This is a genomic window from Rhodococcus sp. B50, from assembly GCF_013602415.1.
Classification (GTDB): Bacteria; Actinomycetota; Actinomycetes; order Mycobacteriales; family Mycobacteriaceae; genus Rhodococcus.
Map to the genome: position 1 here is coordinate 232720 of NZ_WPAG02000002.1, position 19566 is coordinate 252285.

Consider the following 19566-nt stretch of genomic DNA (forward strand, 5'->3'; position numbering starts at 1 on the left):
CGAGCGTGGAGTCAATAGAATCGACCACGATCGTGGGGAAGCTCACGCTGGTGTGAGCTACGAGTTCGCCAATCCCTCTTCCTACTCCCTTTCGGCCGAGAAGGTAGTGGTAATCACAGAATTCGTGCTTCTTTTTCGATCGCTGCCCCGCTATGGAGACTGTGGACGAGGCGCGACGACATCGAGGATCGACGGCACGGCCACGAACTCGACCTCGGTGCGGAGTCCCAGGTAGTCGCCGTCGACCTGAAGTCCGATCGGGCGTGATGCCCGGGCGCGCACGCGCGCGACATCGTCCGCACGCACCAGGTGCGGGGACGCCGGCTCGCCACGAGCGGCCAGGAGTTGCCTCACCACCCGCAGGCTCGGAAGTACCCGGGTCGTGGTCATGGCAAACACCCCGAGTCCGGTATCGAACGATGTGCCGGGATTCGTGTGCACCGGACGGGACTCGAGATAGGTCCACGGACTCGAGTTCGAGACGAACGCGTAGTGCACCCCCGGAACCGGATCGGATCCGGGCATCTCGAGCGTGAGCGTCGGCTCGTCGCGTTTCGCCGCGAAGAACCGGGTCACCGCATGTCGCACGTAGCGCGCCGTGGTCACCTTCTTGCCCTCCGCGCGGCTGACGTCGATGGCCTCACACACCTGGGCGTCCAGGCCGAGCCCCGCGTTGAAGGTGAACCATCGCCCATCGCAGTGTCCGAGGCCGATGCGGGTGCTCCTGCCCTCCCGCAACGACTCGAGCACCTGTCCGGTCGCCTCGAGCGGATCGGCCGACAGGCCCAGGGAGCGTGCGAAGACGTTCGCCGAGCCGCCCGGCACCACCGCGAGCCGGGGGAGTGTCGGGTCGGCGGAGCGGTCGGGGGAAGGACCGAGCAGGCCGTTGACGATCTCGTTGACGGTGCCGTCACCCCCGTGCGCGACGACGACGTCCATTCCGTCGCTGTGCGCCGACTGCGCGAGTTCGGCGGCGTGCCCTCGGTGGGTGGTGTGCGCGACGGTCAGGGCGAGCCGGTCTCTCAGTGCGTGAGCGAGGCGGTCGCGACCGGCAGGAGTGGTCGTCGTCGCATTCGGGTTCACGATCAGGAGGGCGCGCACGGAACATCAGCCTAAGTGGTGCCGGGCGGGTCCACTACGCTGGACGGGTGCCTCTCGAAACACCTCGCAGCAGCGTTCCGTCGACCGTGCGTGCCGCCGGCTGGCTTGTCGTCCTCGAGGGTCTGGTCGCGATGGGGTTCGCGGTGTACTCGATCATCCGCGCCGCCTCGGGCGAGCACGATCAGTCGGTGACGAACGGCTACGGCTTCGCGCTGTGGCTGATCGTCCTGTTCGGCGGGGTCCTGGCCGGCGGGATCGCGCTCGTGCGGGGCGTGCGCTGGGGGCGTGCCGTGGCGCTGCTCGCGCAGTTGCTGTTGCTGCCCGTGGTGTGGTCGCTGCTGACCGACTCGCACCAGCCGGTCGCCGGCACCGCGCTGGCGCTCGTGGTGGTTCCCACGCTCGTGCTGCTGTTCAGTCCGCCCACCTCGCGGTGGCTGGCGCACGAGTATGCGCCCGACGCCGACGAGTGATCCCGCTCAGCTCCCCAGAGCGCGCAACGCGGGCCCGCTGAGCCGGAACGTCGTCCACTCGTCCTGCGCGACGGCTCCGAGCGAGCGGTAGAAACCGATCGACGGCTCGTTCCAGTCCAGGACGGACCAGGACAGACGGGTGTAACCGCGTTCCACGCACTCGTGGGCGAGTGCCGCGAGCAGTGCACGTCCGTGCCCCTTGCCGCGGTGCTCGGGTAGGACGAAAAGGTCCTCGAGATAGATGCCGTGCACGCCGTCCCAGGTGGAGAAGTTCCGGAACCACAACGCCACCCCGACGACATGTGCCGGTCCGCCGTCCTCACCCGGCTCCTCGGCGACGTGCGCGTAGACGGCGGGCTGCGGGCCGAACAGGGCCTCCTGGATCTGCTCGGGGACCACTGTGCACTCGTGCCGGGCCTTCTCGTATTCGGCGAGGTCGTAGATCAGGCCGGTGATCGCGGGGACGTCCTCGGATATGGCTCTGCGGATCACGGCGGGCTGCCTCCTGGGTCTCGTGCGCGGATTCACCTCGCGCTGCGTCGCCGAGTGCGCGAGGATCGGGTCGTGGCAACGGTACTTGCAGTGGCAAATCAGAAAGGTGGCGTCGCCAAGACGACCACCGTCGCGTCGTTGGGTGCCGCGTTGTCGGCGCTGGGCCGACGGGTGCTCATCGTCGATCTCGATCCCCAGGGATGTCTGACCTTCTCACTCGGACACAACCCCGACAAGCTCGAACAATCCGTGCACGAGGTGCTCGTCGGCGGTGTCGAGACGAAGGACGTCCTGCTCGAGACGGCAGAAGGGATGTCGCTGCTGCCGGCGACCATCGACCTCGCGGGTGCGGAGGCGATGCTGCTCATGAAGCCGGGACGCGAATACACCCTCAAGCGGGCGCTCGCGTCGGTGGAGGACGATTACGACGTCGTCATCATCGATTGTCCGCCCTCTCTCGGCGTCCTCACCCTCAACGGGCTGACCGCGGCGCGGTCCGTGCTCGTTCCGCTGCAGTGCGAGACGCTCGCGCACCGGGGAGTCGGGCAGCTGCTGCGCACGGTCAGCGAGGTGAAGCAGATCACCAACCCGGATCTCGAGCTGCTCGGCGCGCTGCCGACCCTCTACGACTCACGGACCACGCACAGCCGCGACGTGCTCGCCGACGTCTCCGATCGGTACGACCTTCCGGTGCTGGCGCCGCCCGTGCCGCGCACGGTCCGCTTCGCGGAAGCGTCCGCATCGGGTGCCACGGTGCTGGTGGGACGGAAGAACAAGGGGGCCGAGGCCTACCGTGCGCTCGCCGAGAATCTGTTGCGCTACTGGTCGGGCGAGGCGGAACTCTCCACCTTCGAAACCGTCACGGACTGAACCGCCCCGCCGTCAGCGCAGCGCGACGAGTTCGTCGCCGCGCTGCTCGACGACGACGTCCCCTGCGACGGCGATATTCACCGACGACGCCGCGCCGCGCTCGATGTCTATGCGCGGTCCGCGCTCGCCGGTCCGTGAGTCGACTCCCACGAGGGCGTCCTCGACGGGGAGCAACAGTGAGCCGGCCATGATGTCGCCCGTGCCGAGTGTGTCCTCGACGGTCCACTGCGGAGCGAAATCGGTGGTGGACAGTGCGACGGTGTCGCGGCCGGTCCACCACACGAGTACACCGCCGCGTTCGAGTGCGGGAGCCGTGGAGGTCCCGGCGGGACGTGGCAGGGCGTGCGTGTCGACGAGGGTGCCCGCGCTGTCGAAGACCTCGATGCGCGGCCCGCCGATGTCGTCGGGCGCCAGGTAGACCGCCGTGCGGTCGCCGACCACGGCGACGACCCGGGCGTCGGAGTCGCGGTCGGCCTCCGGCAGCACCGACGAGGCGAACTCCTCGGGCTTCTGACTGTCCTCGGGGGTGGGATCGAGGAGTGTGAGCCGAGCGGTCGGCTCGTTCGCGCACTGTTCGAGGACGGCCAGCACTTCGGCTCCCGCACTTGCCGAGCGCAGTTCACAACCCGACCGGGGCTGGGCGTTCGGGTTCACCGGGGCGTCGACCCGCCCGTACTCGACGGTGCGCACCAGATCGGAACGCCACATCTCGAGGCGCGTGTCGCCCAGAGCGATCAGGTGTGAACCGGTGTCGATCAGCCGGATCGGATCGTCGGCGTCGCTCGACCGCTGCGCACCCCGAGCACCGCTACCGGCATCGAGCGCGGTGACCTGCCCGCATCCCCGCGGGTCGCGGTACACGGACACCACATCACCCCAGGCCTCGGTGGCCGCGCACAACGCCCGGTCGCGGTCGTACCGCCAGCGCTCCTCACCCGAATGCGGGTCGCGGCCGACGACCGCACCACCGTCGGCCGTGGCAATCGTGCCCCCGGACACCAACGGTGCGATCGTCGCGGCGCTCGGAGCGCGCCACAGTTCGGCGAGGGTCCGGGGAAGTGACCGGGCGGCCGCGGGAGTGGGGACGGGACCGTCCCAGGTCGTCGACGTGGTGCCTCGCGCATCCGAGGTCAGCCAGACGGCACTCGCCGCCACCAGAGCGGTGACGACGAGTGCGGCTGCGACGAGTACGTCGGTGCGGGTGCGGCGCTCGGGCGCTAGCACGTGGTTATGGGCTGGACGACGTCGAGACCGCTTCCACGTTCGACGTGTCCTGCTCTGCGCGACCGGCCGGGCCCTCACCCGAACGAGTGCGACGGCGGCGACGGCGACGACGCGCCGGAGCTGTCGCCCCGGTGTCCTCGCCCGTCTCCGGCGCGGCCGGCTGTGCCTCGGTCGCCGCCGCGTCGTCGGCGCCGGTAGGAGCGACGTCCGTCGCGGAACCGTCGGCCGACCTGCCGCGCACGGTGCGGCGGCGTACGCGGTTGCGCTTCGGGCGGGATCCCGCCTCGCGACCGGCGCGCTCGCGCTTCTCGCCGTCCTCGGTGGGAGGTGCGGCGGGGGTGGCCTTGCGGACACGCCCGGTGGCGTCGGTCGGGATGTTCAGCTCCTCGAACAGGTGCGGGGAACTCGAATACGTCTCGATCGGATCCGGGATGCCGAGACCGAGCGCCTTGTCGATGAGCTGCCAGCGCGGCACGTCGTCCCAGTCGACGAGGGTGATCGCGATACCGGTACGTCCGGCGCGACCGGTACGGCCGATGCGGTGGACGTAGGTCTTCTCGTCCTCGGGGCACTGGTAGTTGATGACGTGGGTGACGTCGTCGATGTCGATACCGCGGGCGGCGACATCCGTCGCGACGAGCACGTCGATCTTGCCGCTGCGGAACTTGTCGAGTGCCTTCTCGCGCGCGATCTGACCGAGATCGCCGTGCACCGCGCCGCACGCGAAGCCGCGCTCGACGAGATCGTCGGCGACCTTCTGCGCCGTGCGCTTGGTGCGCGTGAAGACCATGGTGGCGCCGCGGCCCTCGGCCTGCAGCACGCGGGCGACGAGTTCGGCCTTGTCGAGGGCGTGCGCACGGTAGACGAACTGCTGGGTGCGTTCGTGCACGGCCGACGATTCGGCCTCCTCGGCGCGGATGTGCGTCGGGCGGTTCAGGAACGTGCGGGCGAGGGTGATGATCGGGCCGGGCATCGTGGCCGAGAACAGCATCGTCTGACGGCGGTCGGGGACCATCGTGAGGATGCGCTCGATGTCGGGCAGGAAGCCGAGGTCGAGCATCTCGTCGGCCTCGTCCATGACGAGGACGCCGATCTTGCCGAGGATCAGATGACCCTGGTTGGCGAGATCGAGCAGTCGACCCGGCGTACCGACGACGACGTCGACGCCCTTCTTCAGCTCGTCGATCTGCTGCTCGTAGGGGCGACCGCCGTAGATCGACAGGACCTCGAGGCCGGACTTGCGGCTGCCGGGCAGGTACTTGGACGCGTTCACGAGGTCGTTCGTGACCTGGATGCACAGTTCTCGGGTCGGGACGATCACGAGCGCGCGGGGGGTGCCGTCGAGCGTGGTCGTGCCGGATCCCTCGGTGGCGATGCGGTGCAGGAGGGGAACGCCGAAGCCGAACGTCTTGCCCATACCCGTGCGGGCCTGACCGATGAGGTCGTCGCCGGCGAGGGCGAGCGGCAGGGTGAGTTCCTGGATCGCGAAGGTGCGTTCGATGCCGACCTCGGCGAGGGCGCGGACGATCTCGTCGCGGACACCGAGTTCGCCGAAGGTGGGGGGTACGTGGGTGGAATCGAGTTGCGCGGAGACGGTCGTCTCGCTCGCGTCGTCTTCGTGGTCGATGGTGATCTTGCTCAGGGGTCTGGCCTTCCTGGTCTCGGCACGCACGCACGAGGGGGAAAGGCGACCGGCCTGCACCTCAGCACGAGCGGTGTCGAACCGGGCTCGGCGAAGCGCGGCAGCGATCCGCAGTTCGGGTGCGCGCACATTATCTGGGAAGCTCGCGGGCCACTGTCGGCGGCTCGAAGCGCGGGCTTCCCGGACCATTGTACCGGTTCCAGCGCATTCCACGAGGTAGTACTACGCTTCGTCGCCATGGGAGCCGAAAAGTCGCCGTCCACAGCAGAGCCCGACCGGGCGCCGGAAGGGGCTGCAGTCCCCGCCGATCATCCCGGTGTGTCCGAGTTGTTCGCCGTGCTCGCGTACGGCGAGATCTCGGCGTTCTACCGTCTCGCCGAGGACGCCCGGTTCTCTCCGTCCCTGCGCGGCCGGGTCGCCCTCGCGAGCATGGCAGCTGCGGAGATGAGCCATTTCGAGACGCTCCACGACGCCCTCACCGAGCGCGGAGCCGAGATCTACGCGGCGATGGAGCCCTATCGCAAGGCGCTCGACGCGTACCACGCGTCGACCACCCCGTCGACCTGGCTCGAGGTGCTGGTCAAGGCGTACGTGGGCGACGGCATCGCCGCCGATTTCTACTGTGAGATCGCCGACATGCTCGCGCCCGAGGTGTCCACGGTGGTCCGGGAGGTCCTCGCCGAGACCGGCCACTCGGAGTTCGTGGTGCAGGAGGTCCGCGAGGTCGTCGAGCGGAGCCCGCTGCAGAAGGACCGCCTGATGTTGTGGGGACGCCGGCTGCTCGGTGAGGCCATCACGCAGGCGCAGTACGTGCTCGCCCAGAACGAAGAACTCGCCGAACTGGTGATTCTCGCGTCCGGCGACCTGACGAACATCGCGGCGCTGTTCGATCGCATGCAGGTCGAGCACGCCGAACGGATGTCGGTGCTCGGACTGCATTAGCCTGGGGCGGACAGCAGTACCCGCTCGGTTTTCATGCATGAGATTCGGAGGTCCACCGTGGAGGTCAAGATCGGCGTCGCGGACAGCCCGCGCGAAGTTGTCGTCGTCAGCGACCAGACGCCCGACGAGGTGGAGAAGCTCGTCCGGGCCGCGTTGAACGGCGCCGACGACGGAGTGCTCGCCCTTGTCGACGAGAAGGGCCGCAAGGTTCTCGTGCAGGCCGCCAAGATCAGCTACGTGGACATCGGTCCTGCCACGCTGGGCAAGGTCGGCTTCGCCGCCAACTGAGATCGACCGACGAAGAACGGGCCGGGGCTTTATCGCCCCGGCCCGTTCTTCGTTCGTACGGTGTGTCGTCAGCGCCGACGGTATTTGCTGTGTCGTCAGCGCCGACGGAGTTCGGGCTGCAGCGGCACGTGCTTGAGACCGCCCCAGGCGAGAGCGACCGTGGTGTCGACCGCATCCTCCTTGGGGATCGGGCGTGCGGCATCGAGCCAGTAGCGTGCGGTGAACTGACTCGTTCCCACGAGACCCACCGCGAGGATGCGGGCCCGGTACGGATCGAGCCCGGAGTCGTGGCTGACGAGGTCGAAGACGGCATCGACACACGCCTCGGTGGCCTGCTCCACGCGCCGCGACACCTGCGGTTCACCCATCAGATCGGATTCGAAGACGAGCCGGAATCCCTGGCTGTCGTTGTCGACGAAGTCGAAGAAGGCCTGCACCGCGGCGCGCACGCGCTGACGGTTGTCGGTGGTGGACCGCAGGGCCTGGCGTACGCCGTTGATGAGCGTGTCCACATAGTTCTGGAGCACGGCGCAATACAGTTCGAGCTTGCCGGGAAAGTGCTGGTACAGGACCGGCTTGCTCACTCCGGCGCACTCGGCGATCTCGTCCATTCCGGCGGAGTGGTAACCACGTGTGACGAAGACCTCGCTGGCAGCCTCGAGCAACTGGGCACGACGTTCGTCACGCGGCATCCGGGCGCCCCGTTTGCCGTTGGAACCCCGGCCGGATGCTCGTTCGGTGACGTCGGTCATGCTTGCTCCCAATCTGCACTACATCCGAACGTGGCCTGTACCACCTCGGCGCTCCTCGTCTCTGCACGTTACAGGTGAAGCCGCGTGTCGAACGGATCGGCCTACCGACCAGTATCCGTTCTCTGCGCACGGTTGGGGGTGCAGGTTCGGCGCTTCGGATATCGAAATGGTCTCGATATGACATCCTGACATCCGTGATCGAGCGTGGAGGAGTGCGCGAGAGCAGGGGTCCGCAGGGGTCCTCGCCGACAGATTCTTCCCCGACGCTGTCCGGTTCGTCCCGGTCGCGAGGAACGGAACGACCCGAGGCGGGCCGCCGGTCGCATCAGCCTCTGCGTGCCGTGTGGGATCCGGTGGGACGGCCGGACCGGCCGCCCCGCCGGCCGCGACCCGAACGGGACGTCCGCAAGCAGACCCGTGTGGGCAGGTTCGTCGCCACCTACGGCTGGCGCGCCTATGCCGTACCGATCCTCGCCGTCGTGACCCTGGTCGTGCTGTGGGACGCCGTACGTGGGGGAGGCGAGGACGTGCCCGCCGCGGCGGCCGTCGCGGGCGAGGTCACCGACATCGTCGTCGAAGTGCCGCGGCCCGAGGGGACCTTCCCCGAGTCGCTCGAGTCCGGCGCCCTGCCGGCCGGCGGCCCGTTCACGGAGGTCGGTGCCCGGCAGTGGCGGATCCTTCCCGGCACCACCGGACAGGCCGGTGCGGGGCAGACCCGCGTGTTCACCTACACGGTGGAACTGGAGGAGGGGATCGACACCACCGGCTACGGCGGCGATGCGGCGTTCGCGACGATGGTGGATCGGACCCTCGCCGATCCGCGCAGCTGGATCGGCGACGAGGCCCTCGGCTTCCGCCGGGTCGACACCGGTGAGCCGGACTTCCGGATCTCCCTCACCTCGCAGATGACCATCCGCGAAGGATGCGGCTACGACATCCCGCTCGAGGGTTCGTGTTTCAATCCCTCGATGAAGCGGGTGTTCGTCAACGAGGCGCGGTGGGTGCGCGGTGCTGTCGCCTTCCAGGGCGACATCGGGTCGTACCGCCAGTACCTCATCAACCACGAGGTCGGCCACGCCATCGGCCTGGCGCAGCACGACGCCTGCACCACCGAAGGTGGTCTCGCGCCGATCATGATGCAGCAGTCGTTCGGAACCGCCAACGACGACATCGCCCGCCTCGACCCGGACGGCGCCGTCCCGGCCGACGGACTGCGGTGCCGGTTCAATCCCTGGCCGTACCCGCGGGCATAGCTGTCGGGCACAGTTGCGGGCACAGCCGTCGGGAGGGCCGTCGGGGGACGCTTCCGCGAATGGCACGATGGACGGTGACGCACGACGCATCGCGACAGGAGAATCCGTGACCGCAACGACACCGTCAACGCGCCCGTCCCTTCCGCCTCTGGTGGAACCCGGCGCGGAGCTCGGTCGCGAGGAGGTCGCCCGGTACAGCCGTCACCTGATCATCCCGAACATCGGCGTCACCGGCCAGCGCCGCCTGAAGAACGCGCGGGTGCTGTGCATCGGCGCCGGCGGCCTGGGTTCGCCCGCCCTGCTGTATCTCGCGGCGGCGGGAGTCGGCACGCTCGGCATCGTCGAGTTCGACGACGTGGAAACGTCCAACCTGCAGCGTCAGGTGATCCACGGCCGATCCGACGTCGGACGGCCCAAGGGGGAGAGCGCCCGCGACAGCATCCTGGCGATCAACGACGGTGTGACCGTGCGCCTGCACGAGACGCGACTCGAGTCGAGCAATGCGGTGCAGCTGTTCGAGCAGTACGACCTGATCCTCGACGGCACCGACAACTTCGCGACCCGCTATCTCGTCAACGACGCCGCGGTCCTCGCGGGCAAGCCCTACGTGTGGGGATCGATCTTCCGTTTCGAAGGCCAGGTGTCGGTGTTCTGGGAGGACGCCCCGGACGGACGCGGCCTGAACTACCGCGATCTCTACCCCGAGGCACCGCCGCCAGGGATGGTTCCCTCCTGCGCCGAGGGTGGGGTGCTCGGCGTCCTGCCCGGCACGATCGGCACCGTCATGGCGACCGAGGCGATCAAGCTCGTCACCGGGATCGGCGAGCCGCTGCTCGGTCGCCTCATGATCTACGACGCGCTCGCGATGTCGTTCCGGACGGTGACCCTGCGTCGGGATCCGGGACGGGTGCCCGTCACCGAACTCGTCGACTACGAGGCCTTCTGCGGGATCGTTCCCGATGTCGCCGCGTCGGCCCGCTCGGTCGTCACTCCCACCGAGTTGCGCCGGATGCTCGACGAGGGTCGCGACATCGCGCTGATCGACGTGCGCGAACCCGTCGAGTGGGAGATCGTCCGCATCGACGGTGCCCGGCTCGTACCGAAGGACCGCATCCTCTCCGGCGAGGCCCTCGCGGACCTGCCGCAGAACACGCCGATCGTGCTGTACTGCAAGACGGGCATCCGATCGGCCGAGGCACTCGAAGTGCTTGCGCGAGCCGGATTCTCGGACGCGACACATCTGCACGGCGGTGTGATCGCGTGGGCGCAGCAGGTGGATCCCTCTCTGCCGGTGTACTGACGGTGACCTCGTTGTGACCTGAAACAGCGGAGTGCCTTCCCGATCCGGGCGGTGTGCGGAGGTAGGTTGAGCTGCGTGAGCTCACCCGAACCGCCCCAGCACGTGTGCTCCACATTCGGTCTCCGCGACGTCGAACCGGTCCCGCTCGGGCCCGACTGGGACGGAGGTTTCAGGTGTGGGGACGTCGTGCTGTCCCGAGTCGCCGATCATGCTCGCGCGGCCTGGTCCGCCAAAGTGCGGGAGACTCTGACCGTCGACGGGGTGCGGCTGGCCCGTCCGGTGCGGTCCACCGACGGTCGCTATGTGGTCTCCGGATGGCGTGCCGACACCTACATCGTCGGCACGTCCGAACCCAGGCACGACGAAGTGGTTTCGCTGTCGCTGCGGCTGCACACTGCCACCGCGCAGCTCGAACGCCCCCGTTTCCTCATGCAGCCCCCGGTCGCACCCTGGGAGGACGTCGACGTCTTCGTTGCGGCCGATCGCGCGGCCTGGGAGACCGTGCCGTTGCGCAGTGCCCGCGCGGCCGGGGCGCCCGAGACGGTGACACCCGACGGCCGCAAGAGCCTCGACCTGATCAACCAGCTCGCGACCTTCCGCAAGCCGGTGCACCTGCCCGACCAGCTCGTCCACGGCGACCTGTTCGGCACCGTCCTGTTCGCCGGGCGCGCGGCCCCCGGCCTGACCGACATCACCCCCTACTGGCGTCCGGCCTCGTGGGCGGCCGCTGTCGCCGTCGTCGACGCACTGTCGTGGGGCGGCGCCGACGAAGGCCTCATCGGCCGCTGGGAGGACCTTCCGGAATGGCCGCAGATGCTGCTGCGCGCCGTGATCTTCCGGCTCGCCGTGCACGCGCTGCACCCGCGCTCCACCGAGGACGCCTTCCCCGGCCTGGCACACACCGCCGACCTCGTGCGCTTCCTCCTGTAACACCTCACAGGGCGGCCGGGGCCGGGGTGAGCAACTCTTGACGCGACGGTCACCGCGGGCAGCACCGTAGCAACACCCGTTTCCTACCTTGGGGATCGACACGGACCCGAGGAGGAACGGCGATGACGACCTTCATCGAAAATGAAAGTCTCCAAGACAAATTCGCGCGCAAGCACAACATCGAGCGGTGGGACGCCGAGGATGTCGAGGCGTGGGAGGCCGGCGGCAAGCGGGTCGCCAAGCGCAATCTGATCTGGTCGGTGATCGCCGAGCACGTCGGCTTCTCCGTCTGGTCGATCTGGTCGGTCATGGTCCTGTTCATGCCCACCGAGGTGTACGGCATCGACGCCGCCGGAAAGTTCTTCCTCGTCGCGGTCCCCACGCTCGTGGGCGCGATCCTGCGCATCCCCTACACCGTCGCCACCGCCCGCTTCGGCGGTCGCAACTGGACCATCTTCAGTGCCCTCGTGCTTCTGATCCCCACCCTCGGGGCGCTGTACCTGATGTTGAACCCGGGCCACTCCTACACCACCTTCATGCTGGTCGCGGCACTCGCCGGGGTCGGCGGCGGCAATTTCGCGTCGTCGATGACCAACATCAACGCTTTCTACCCGCAGCGCCTGAAGGGCTGGGCCCTCGGACTCAACGCAGGTGGCGGCAACATCGGTGTCCCGGCAGTCCAGCTGATCGGTCTGCTCGTCATCGCCACCGTCGGCAACACCGAGCCCTGGATCGTGTGTGCGGTCTACCTGGTCCTGTGTGCCGTCGCAGCCCTGGGCGCCGCACTGTTCATGGACAACCTCGGTGATCAGAGGGCCGACCTGCGGGCCATGGGCGCCGCGCTGAAGTTCCGTGACTCGTGGATCATCTCCTTCCTCTACATCGGCACCTTCGGTTCGTTCATCGGTTTCAGCTTCGCCTTCGGCCAGGTGCTGCAGATCAACTTCCTGGCCGGCGGCGACACCCCCGCCCAGGCCGCACTGCACGCCGCGCAGATCGCCTTCATCGGCCCGCTCCTCGGATCGATCTCGCGCCCGCTCGGCGGCAAGCTCGCCGATCGCATCGGTGGTGGGAAGATCACCCTCTACACCTTCGTCGCGATGGCACTGGCCGCCGCGGTGCTCATCGTCGCCGGCACCCTCGACGACCGCACCACCGGCGCCGCGAGCGGCGGTGTGCTGACCGCGATGGTGCTCGGCTTCATCGCCCTGTTCCTGCTCTCCGGGCTCGGCAACGGCTCGGTCTACAAGATGATCCCCTCGATCTTCGAGGCTCGTGCGCAGGACCTCGACGGACTCGACCGCGACGAGAAGGCCGCCTGGTCGCGCAGCATGTCCGGTGCCCTCATCGGATTCGCGGGTGCCATCGGCGGACTCGGCGGCGTCGGTATCAACCTGGTCTTCCGCGCCTCCTACGGCGGGCAGGCCCAGTCCGCGACGATGGCCTTCTGGGTCTTCGCGATCTTCTACCTCGTGTGCATCGCGGTGACCTGGTTCGTCTTCCTCCGCCGCCCCCATCCGACCCTCACGAGCGAACCGTCCACCGAGGCTCCCGCCCCGGCCCGCGTCGCAGTCTGACCGATCCCCGGCACGAAGGAAGAGAACATCATGAGCCGCAAGAACGTCGTCGTCGTCGGACACGGAATGGTCGCCCACCGCTTCGTCGAAGCCCTGCGTGTCCGCGACGAGCAGGACAACTGGTCGGTGACCGTGCTCGGTGAGGAGGCCGACGCCGCCTACGACCGCGTGGGACTGTCGTCCTACGTCGGGTCCTGGGACCGCAAGGAACTCGCCCTCGCCGGAAACGACTACGCAGCAGACGATCTCGTCGACCTGCGTGTCGGCACCCGCGCCGTGGGAATCGACCGCACGGCCCGCACCGTCACCACCGCCGGCGGCGACGTTCTGCGCTACGACAGCCTCGTCCTCGCGACCGGCTCGTATCCCTTCGTCCCGCCGGTGCCCGGACACGACCTGCCGGACTGCTTCGTCTACCGCACCCTCGACGATCTCGACGGCATCCGCGCCGCAGCCGAACGCGCCGAGGCCACCGGCCGCGCCGGTGTCGTCATCGGTGGCGGTCTGCTCGGACTCGAGGCCGCCAACGCGCTGCGCCTGCTGGGCGTGACCCCGCACGTCGTCGAATACAACAACCGGCTGATGCCCGCCCAGGTCGACGAGGGCGGCGGCCGCGTCCTGGACCGTCTCGTCACCGACCTCGGACTCGTCACCCACCTCGGTGTGGGCACCGAGAAGATCGAACCCGGGCCGGAGGGGCTGCAGGTGAGCCTGTCCGACGGGAGCGTCATCGACGCTGGGCTCGTCGTCTTCTCCGCCGGTGTCCGTCCCCGCGACGAACTCGCCCGGGAGGCCGGACTCGAACTCGGTGGTCGCGGCGGTGTGCTCACCGACCGCGCCTGCCGCAGCACCGCGGACGAGGCCGTCTACGCGATCGGCGAATGCGCCGCCGTGGAAGGCACCTGCTACGGACTCGTCGCCCCGGGCTACAGCACCGCCGAGGTCGTCGCCGACCGGCTCGTCGGGGGCTCCGCGGAGTTCCCCGGCGCCGACCTGTCCACCAAGCTCAAGCTGCTCGGCGTGGACGTCGCGAGCTTCGGCGACGCACACGCGACCACCCCGGGTGCGCTGGAAGTCGTGCTGTCCGACTCCGCGAAGGGCACCTACGCCAAGCTCGTCGTCTCCGACGACGCGAAGACCCTGCTCGGCGGCATCCTCGTCGGCGACGCCTCGGCCTACGGCACGCTACGCCCGCTCGTCGGCCGCGAGCTGCCCGGTGATCCGGCCACACTGATCTCCCCGGCGGGGGAGAAGCCGGGCGCCGGCTCGCTGCCCGACGACGCCGAGGTGTGCTCGTGCAACGGCGTGACCAAGGGTGCGATCTGCGGGGCGATCGCCGAGGGAGCCTGCGACATCGCGCAGATCAAGTCGTGCACGAGCGCCGGCACCACCTGCGGCGGCTGCCTCCCGAGCGTCAAGCAGCTGCTCGCCCAGTCGGGTGTGCAGATGTCGAAGGCCCTGTGTGAGCACTTCGAACAGTCCCGGGCCGAGTTGTTCCAGATCGTCCAGGCCACCGGAATCCGCACCTTCTCCGCACTCATCGCGCAGTACGGCACCGGGCACGGTTGCGACATCTGCAAGCCGGTGGTCGCCTCGATCCTCGCCTCCACCGACTCCGACCACATCCTGCACCCGAAGCAGGCCGGCCTGCAGGACACGAACGACCACTTCCTCGCCAATATCCAGAAGAACGGCACCTATTCGGTCGTGCCGCGTATGCCGGGCGGCGAGTGCACGCCCGAGCAGCTCATCGTGATCGGTGAGGTGGCACGCGATTTCGGTCTCTACGTCAAGATGACCGGCGGCCAGCGCATCGACCTGTTCGGTGCCCGCGTCGAACAGCTCCCGCAGATCTGGAAGCGGCTCGTCGACGCCGGCATGGAATCCGGTCAGGCGTACGGCAAGTCGCTGCGCACCGTCAAGAGCTGCGTCGGTTCCACCTGGTGCCGCTACGGCGTGCAGGACTCGGTGGGGATGGCCGTCGCCCTCGAACTGCGGTACCGCGGACTGCGATCGCCCCACAAGCTGAAGATGGGTGTGTCGGGCTGCGCCCGCGAATGCGCGGAGGCGCGTGGCAAGGACGTCGGGGTCATCGCCACGGAGAACGGCTGGAACCTGTATGTGTGCGGCAACGGCGGCCAGTCGCCCAAGCACGCGCAGCTTCTTGCCGGTGGTCTCGACGACGAGACCCTCATCCGTTACATCGACCGGTTCCTGATGTTCTATGTGCGCACCGCCGACCGGCTCCAGCGCACTGCCCCCTGGCTCGAGGCGCTCGAAGGTGGGCTCGAGCACCTGAAGGATGTCGTGTGCAACGATGCCCTCGGTATCGCCGACGATCTCGAGGCCGCGATGGCCAAGCATGTCGGCGGTTACAAGGACGAGTGGGCCGGGGTCCTCGAGGATCCGGAGAAGCTGGCGCGGTTCGTGTCGTTCGTCAACGCCCCCGAGCAGCCCGACCCCACGGTCCGCTTCGACGACAGCGGCCCCCGCAAGGTGCCCGTCCTCGTGGGAATGCCGGGTATCGGACCCGGAGCAGGGGCCTGACGACCGCTTACCCCGAGGGAACGAGCGGGTAACGCGCTCGAAACACCAGGCACCCAAACTTCAGGACAGCAGTTTCAAGGGAGGACAATGATGACCGTCATCGAGACGCACACCGTAGGGGGGTCGACGCGCGACAGCGTGTTCGACGGACGGCTGGAATGGACCTCGGCGTGCCCGCTCAGCCATCTCATCCCGGGCTGTGGCGTGGCCGTGCTGCTGCGCGGCGGCGAGCAGGTCGCCCTGTTCCTGCTCGACGACGGAACGCTGAGGGCAGTGGGCAACTTCGATCCGTTCGGCCGCGCCGCGGTGATGTCGCGCGGCATCGTCGGCGACCGGGCCGGCGAGCCCACTGTGGCGTCGCCACTGCTCAAGCAGATCTTCTCCCTCGACGACGGCCGCTGCCTCGACGATCCGTCGGTGCGGCTGCCCGTCTACGAGGTGCGCGTGTGGGCGGGAGTCGTCCAGGTCCACAGCCTCGTTCCGCGCGACCAGCGGCACGAGGGCGCGACCGGAGAGGGTTCGTGAACGACGACACCGCACCGCTGCGGGGATTCACCATCGGCGTGACCGCGGCTCGACGCGCCGACGAGTTCGCCACGCTCCTCACCAGGCGCGGAGCCGAGGTCGTGCACGCCCCCGCCATCCGCATCATCCCCCTGTCCGACGACGACGAACTCGAGCGAGTCACCCGCTGCATGGTCGCGCAACCCCCGGACATCACGATCGCCACCACTGCGATCGGCTTCCGCGGCTGGATGGGGGCAGCGGAGGGATGGGGACTCGCCGACGACCTCGCGCAGGCACTCGGCACGAGCCGGATCCTTGCCCGGGGGCCGAAGGTGACCGGCGCGATCCGGGCCGCAGAACTCCGCGAGGAGTGGTCTCCCTCCTCGGAATCGTCCGCCGAGGTGCTCGAACTCCTGCTGAACGAGGGCGTCGCCGGCCGCCGCATCGCAGTGCAGTTGCACGGTGAGCGCACCGAATGGGAGCCCGGGACCGATGTGTGCGAGGCACTGCGCGCTGCGGGTGCCGACGTGGTGCCGGTCCCGGTCTACCGGTGGACGCCCCCGGAGGATCTCACGGCGCTCGACCGGATGATCGAGCAGATCGTCGAACACGGACTCGACGCCGTGAGCTTCACCAGCGCACCGGCCGTCGCGTCGATGCTCATGCGAGCCAAGGAGACCGGTTGGCTCGAGCCGATGCTGCGGTCGCTGCGCACCGGCGTCACCGCCGTGTGCGTCGGTCCCGTCACCGCGGCACCGCTCACCGAACTCGACGTGCCCGTGAGCATGCCCACCCGCTCGCGGCTGGGTTCGCTCGCCCGGCACATCGCCGAGGAACTGCCCCGGCGGGCCGTGCGGATCGAGGCCGGCGGCCACGTACTCAGCCCGCGGGGACGCTGCGTGATCGTCGACGGCACCGTCCGGTGCCTTCCCCCTGCCGGGATGGCCCTGATGCGCACGCTCGTCGCGCGCGCCGGTCTCGTCGTCTCGCGGGAGGAACTCCTCGCGGCGCTGCCCGGCGGGGGTGGCGACACCCACGCCGTCGAAACCGCGGTCGCGCGGGTGCGCTCGGCTCTCGGTGCACCGGCGATCGTGCAGACAGTCGTCAAGCGCGGCTACCGCCTCGCCGTCGACCCGGAAGGAATGCACCCATGACCGGTACACCTACCGACCCGGCCCTGCTCCTCGTCGCCCACGGCACCCGCAATCCGCGCGGTGTGGACATGATCGCAGCGCTCGCCGACGCCGTTTCCTCCCGTGTCGGCCCCACCCGCGTCGCCTTCGTCGACGTCCTCGGCCCGTCGCCGTCCGAGGTCCTGCGCGATACCGACCGTCCGACCGTGCTCGTTCCGGCCTTCCTCGCCTCCGGCTATCACGTGCACACCGACGTTCCGCGCGAGGTCGCGGCGGGTGGGAACGACGCGGTGACGATCACCCCCGCGCTCGGTCCCGACCCGGCCCTCGCCCGCGTTCTCGTCGAGCGGCTGCGGCAGGCCGGCTGGACCGAAGGCGACGAGGTCGTCCTCGCGGCCGCCGGTTCGTCGGATCCTCGTGCCTGCCACGATGTCCATGTGACGGCCCGGATGGTCTCGTCCCTCGTACGTACCCCGGTGCGGGTCGGATGGATCGCCACCGGCGAACCGCGGGTCGCGACCGTGGTGGACGAGGTCCGCGCACGTGGCGCACGCCGCGTGTTCGTGGCGTCCTGCCTGCTCGCCGACGGCCTGTTCCATCGCCGCCTGTCCGAGGTCGGTGCCGACGGTGTCGCCGCACCGATCGGTGTGGCCGAACCCGTCGTCGACCTCGTCGTCCGGCGCTACCGCTCCGCCGTCGACGCGATGCGCGCGGTTGCGCCGAACGAGGCGCTGCGCCACGCCGTGCCGGTGGGAGCGGCTCGCCACCGCGACTGAATCAGCGGGGGAGCGGTAACAACTCGACGCGATCGCCGTCCACGGCTCCCGGAGGCACCACCGCGATCGCGCTGCGCCCGATGAGACCGGCGAGATGCGCTGTGCGAATCGTGTTGTCGCACAACCACCGACCCTGTTCGTCCTGGCGGGCGGGAAGCAGACGTGTGATGTCGCCGACGACGTCCGAAGCATTGGCCAGCGGAGCCGTCACGGGCGCGGCGGGTGTGCGGAGCGTGCGGCCGTCGGCGATCGCGGGCAGCATCACCAGCAGGGTCGACACCGCCGCCACCGGGTTTCCGGGCAGCCCCAGTACGGCGCGGCCGTCCGGCAGCGTCGCCGCGACCTGCGACCCGCCGGGCTTGCACCGGACCCGTTCGACGACCACCTGCGCGCCGGCCCGTGCCAGCGCCCCGCGCAACTGATCGGCGGCGCCACCGCCCGTCGCACCCACGATGACGATGGCATCGGCATCGGTGCCCGCGAACAACGCGTCGAATCCGTCTGGGGTGTCGCGGAGATGCCCTTCGCCGACCACCACCGCGCCGCACCAGCGGACGAAATCGGGGAGCACCGGCCCCAGGGAATCCCGCGTCTGCCCCTCGCGGAGCGGCCCGGTGCGACGGATCTCGTCACCCGTGAGCGCGATGTGCACCCGCACAGGACCGCGCACCTCCATTTCCGTGACCTCACCGCTGGCAGCCGCGGAGACGACCGCGGGGCTCACGGCGGTACCGGCCGGGGCGAGAGTCGTTCCCGGCTCCCAGTCCTCGCCGCGGCGACGCGCGTCGTCGCGGACCGGCGTATCGGGCAGGCGGGCGACGAGACCGCTCTCGACACGGACGAATTCGTCGCGCACGACGGCGGTCGCGCCGGTGGGCAGGTGGGCGCCCGTCGCGATCCGGGCCGCCTCCCCGTCGTGCAGTGCGAGCGACCCGCCGTCGCCCGCATAACGGATCTCGTTGCGCAGCGACCACGGTCCGTCGCCGGCCACTGCGTAACCGTCCATGGCCGAGGTTCGCACACGAGGCAATGCCTCTGCCGCGACGAGCGGTGCCGCCAGCGTGGCGCCCCGCGCGTCCTCGACCGGAACGATGCGAGACGGCAACGGCGACAATGCTTCCCGCAGTATCCTGCGCGCGTGGCCGGGGTCGGTAGCGACCTGGACGGTCGTGGATCCGGCGCGCGCCGCCCGAAGATCGTCCGGGGTGTCGCAGTCGGTGGCCTCGGGCACCGCGACAGTGACGTACCGCTCGGGAACCAGTGCCTTCATGGGCCGATTCGCGACGTCGCCGCCGAGAGCGGTCACACGTGCGGCCAGTGCCGGTGTCCGCCATGCGGCGAGCAGGAACTGCACCCGCCCGGTCTCGTCCACCGCGAAGGCGGCCTCGGCCTTCGTGTCCTCGTTCAGGGCCTCGAGCAGCGCAGCGACGGTCTTCGGGGTGATGAACGGAAGATCGGCGGCGAGGGTGACCACGAGATCCGCGACCGGATCCGCGGCAGCCAGTGCCGCGACCGGACCCGCACCGGGCGGTGTCTCCTGGATCTGCAGCACGTGCCGGTCGAGATCGTCACGGTGCGGGCCGATCACCGTGACCCGTGCGCAACCCTCGACCGCAGCGAGTGCGGTGTCCAGCATCCTCCGGCCACCGACCGTCAGAGCGGGCTTGTCGACGCCTCCCATACGGGTCGCGCGGCCTCCCGCGACGATCACGGCTTCGACGTGCGTGAGCGTGCTCATGCCTTCATGCTGCCTCATCCGCCC

The 19566-nt window shown here is 69.3% G+C and carries 18 protein-coding genes; 12 read left to right on the forward strand and 6 right to left on the reverse strand.

Features of this window, described 5'->3' with window-relative positions; translation table 11 throughout:
- Positions 1–150: 150 nt before the first annotated feature.
- Entirely contained in the window at positions 151–1101 is a 951-nt protein-coding gene (locus GON09_RS01400; protein ID WP_213930279.1) for a diacylglycerol/lipid kinase family protein, read from the reverse strand.
- A gap of 47 nt (positions 1102–1148) precedes the next feature.
- Between GON09_RS01400 and GON09_RS01405 the strand changes: the two genes are divergently transcribed.
- Positions 1149–1571 (forward strand): hypothetical protein, encoded by a 423-nt coding sequence (locus tag GON09_RS01405; RefSeq protein WP_374195265.1) that lies wholly within the window; start codon positions 1149–1151, stop codon positions 1569–1571.
- Positions 1572–1577: 6 nt separating this feature from the next.
- On the opposite strand, the gene GON09_RS01410 is transcribed toward GON09_RS01405, so the two are convergent.
- Positions 1578–2063: a GNAT family N-acetyltransferase gene (locus GON09_RS01410; RefSeq protein ID WP_213930280.1), complete on the reverse strand. Its 486-nt coding sequence runs from the start codon at positions 2061–2063 to the stop codon at positions 1578–1580.
- 72 nt (positions 2064–2135) lie between these two features.
- Between GON09_RS01410 and GON09_RS01415 the strand changes: the two genes are divergently transcribed.
- On the forward strand, positions 2136–2933 hold the full coding sequence (locus tag GON09_RS01415) for a ParA family protein (protein ID WP_213930281.1): 798 nt from the start codon (positions 2136–2138) through the stop codon (positions 2931–2933).
- Between the two features lie 12 nt (positions 2934–2945).
- Here GON09_RS01415 and GON09_RS01420 read toward each other — a convergent pair whose 3' ends face one another.
- Both GON09_RS01420 and GON09_RS01425 read right to left on the reverse strand, forming a co-directional pair.
- On the reverse strand, positions 2946–4157 hold the full coding sequence (locus tag GON09_RS01420; RefSeq protein WP_213930282.1) for an Rv3212 family protein: 1212 nt from the start codon (positions 4155–4157) through the stop codon (positions 2946–2948).
- Between the two features lie 4 nt (positions 4158–4161).
- On the reverse strand, positions 4162–5829 hold the full coding sequence (locus GON09_RS01425; RefSeq protein WP_213934212.1) for a DEAD/DEAH box helicase: 1668 nt from the start codon (positions 5827–5829) through the stop codon (positions 4162–4164).
- 207 nt (positions 5830–6036) lie between these two features.
- Between GON09_RS01425 and GON09_RS01430 the strand changes: the two genes are divergently transcribed.
- Both GON09_RS01430 and GON09_RS01435 read left to right on the forward strand, forming a co-directional pair.
- Entirely contained in the window at positions 6037–6741 is a 705-nt protein-coding gene (locus GON09_RS01430) for a ferritin-like fold-containing protein (protein WP_213930283.1), read from the forward strand.
- Positions 6742–6798: 57 nt separating this feature from the next.
- Entirely contained in the window at positions 6799–7029 is a 231-nt protein-coding gene (locus GON09_RS01435; protein WP_006550244.1) for a DUF3107 domain-containing protein, read from the forward strand.
- Positions 7030–7124: 95 nt separating this feature from the next.
- On the opposite strand, the gene GON09_RS01440 is transcribed toward GON09_RS01435, so the two are convergent.
- A complete protein-coding gene (locus tag GON09_RS01440; protein WP_006550245.1) occupies positions 7125–7781 on the reverse strand; it encodes a TetR/AcrR family transcriptional regulator in 657 nt (218 codons plus the stop codon).
- Between the two features lie 194 nt (positions 7782–7975).
- Between GON09_RS01440 and GON09_RS01445 the strand changes: the two genes are divergently transcribed.
- The 8 genes from GON09_RS01445 (at position 7976) to GON09_RS01480 (ending at position 17804) form a co-directional block, all read left to right on the forward strand.
- Complete coding sequence (locus tag GON09_RS01445; RefSeq protein WP_374195266.1) at positions 7976–9034, forward strand: DUF3152 domain-containing protein; 1059 nt, start codon at positions 7976–7978, stop codon at positions 9032–9034.
- A 67-nt stretch (positions 9035–9101) separates the two neighbouring features.
- Entirely contained in the window at positions 9102–10334 is a 1233-nt protein-coding gene (gene moeZ / locus GON09_RS01450; protein WP_244865339.1) for an adenylyltransferase/sulfurtransferase MoeZ, read from the forward strand.
- A gap of 75 nt (positions 10335–10409) precedes the next feature.
- Complete coding sequence (locus GON09_RS01455) at positions 10410–11264, forward strand: TIGR02569 family protein (RefSeq protein WP_026061392.1); 855 nt, start codon at positions 10410–10412, stop codon at positions 11262–11264.
- Between the two features lie 122 nt (positions 11265–11386).
- Complete coding sequence (locus GON09_RS01460) at positions 11387–12841, forward strand: nitrate/nitrite transporter (RefSeq protein WP_213930284.1); 1455 nt, start codon at positions 11387–11389, stop codon at positions 12839–12841.
- 30 nt (positions 12842–12871) lie between these two features.
- Positions 12872–15388: a nitrite reductase large subunit NirB gene (gene nirB / locus GON09_RS01465; protein WP_213930285.1), complete on the forward strand. Its 2517-nt coding sequence runs from the start codon at positions 12872–12874 to the stop codon at positions 15386–15388.
- Positions 15389–15478: 90 nt separating this feature from the next.
- Complete coding sequence (gene nirD / locus GON09_RS01470) at positions 15479–15913, forward strand: nitrite reductase small subunit NirD (protein ID WP_213930286.1); 435 nt, start codon at positions 15479–15481, stop codon at positions 15911–15913.
- Complete coding sequence (locus tag GON09_RS01475) at positions 15910–17049, forward strand: uroporphyrinogen-III synthase (RefSeq protein WP_213930287.1); 1140 nt, start codon at positions 15910–15912, stop codon at positions 17047–17049. Before nirD ends, GON09_RS01475 begins: the two co-directional genes overlap by 4 nt.
- Positions 17046–17804, forward strand: a complete 759-nt coding sequence (locus GON09_RS01480; protein ID WP_213930288.1) for a sirohydrochlorin chelatase — start codon at positions 17046–17048, stop codon at positions 17802–17804. The genes GON09_RS01475 and GON09_RS01480 overlap by 4 nt, the downstream gene beginning before the upstream one ends.
- 1 nt (position 17805) lies before the next feature.
- Here GON09_RS01480 and GON09_RS01485 read toward each other — a convergent pair whose 3' ends face one another.
- Complete coding sequence (locus GON09_RS01485; protein WP_213930289.1) at positions 17806–19542, reverse strand: NTP transferase domain-containing protein; 1737 nt, start codon at positions 19540–19542, stop codon at positions 17806–17808.
- Positions 19543–19566: the final 24 nt, after the last annotated feature.

Bases quoted from the DNA above. Each gene is read 5' to 3' on its own strand.
- GON09_RS01460 (WP_213930284.1), top strand. From the start codon at position 11,387: ATGACGACCTTCATCGAAAATGAAAGTCTCCAAGACAAATTCGCGCGC.
- nirD (WP_213930286.1), top strand. From the start codon at position 15,479: ATGACCGTCATCGAGACGCACACCGTAGGGGGGTCGACGCGCGACAGC.
- GON09_RS01430 (WP_213930283.1), top strand. From the start codon at position 6,037: ATGGGAGCCGAAAAGTCGCCGTCCACAGCAGAGCCCGACCGGGCGCCG.
- nirB (WP_213930285.1), top strand. From the start codon at position 12,872: ATGAGCCGCAAGAACGTCGTCGTCGTCGGACACGGAATGGTCGCCCAC.
- GON09_RS01480 (WP_213930288.1), top strand. From the start codon at position 17,046: ATGACCGGTACACCTACCGACCCGGCCCTGCTCCTCGTCGCCCACGGC.
- moeZ (WP_244865339.1), top strand. From the start codon at position 9,102: ATGGACGGTGACGCACGACGCATCGCGACAGGAGAATCCGTGACCGCA.
- GON09_RS01440 (WP_006550245.1), bottom strand. From the start codon at position 7,781: ATGACCGACGTCACCGAACGAGCATCCGGCCGGGGTTCCAACGGCAAA.
- GON09_RS01485 (WP_213930289.1), bottom strand. From the start codon at position 19,542: ATGAGCACGCTCACGCACGTCGAAGCCGTGATCGTCGCGGGAGGCCGC.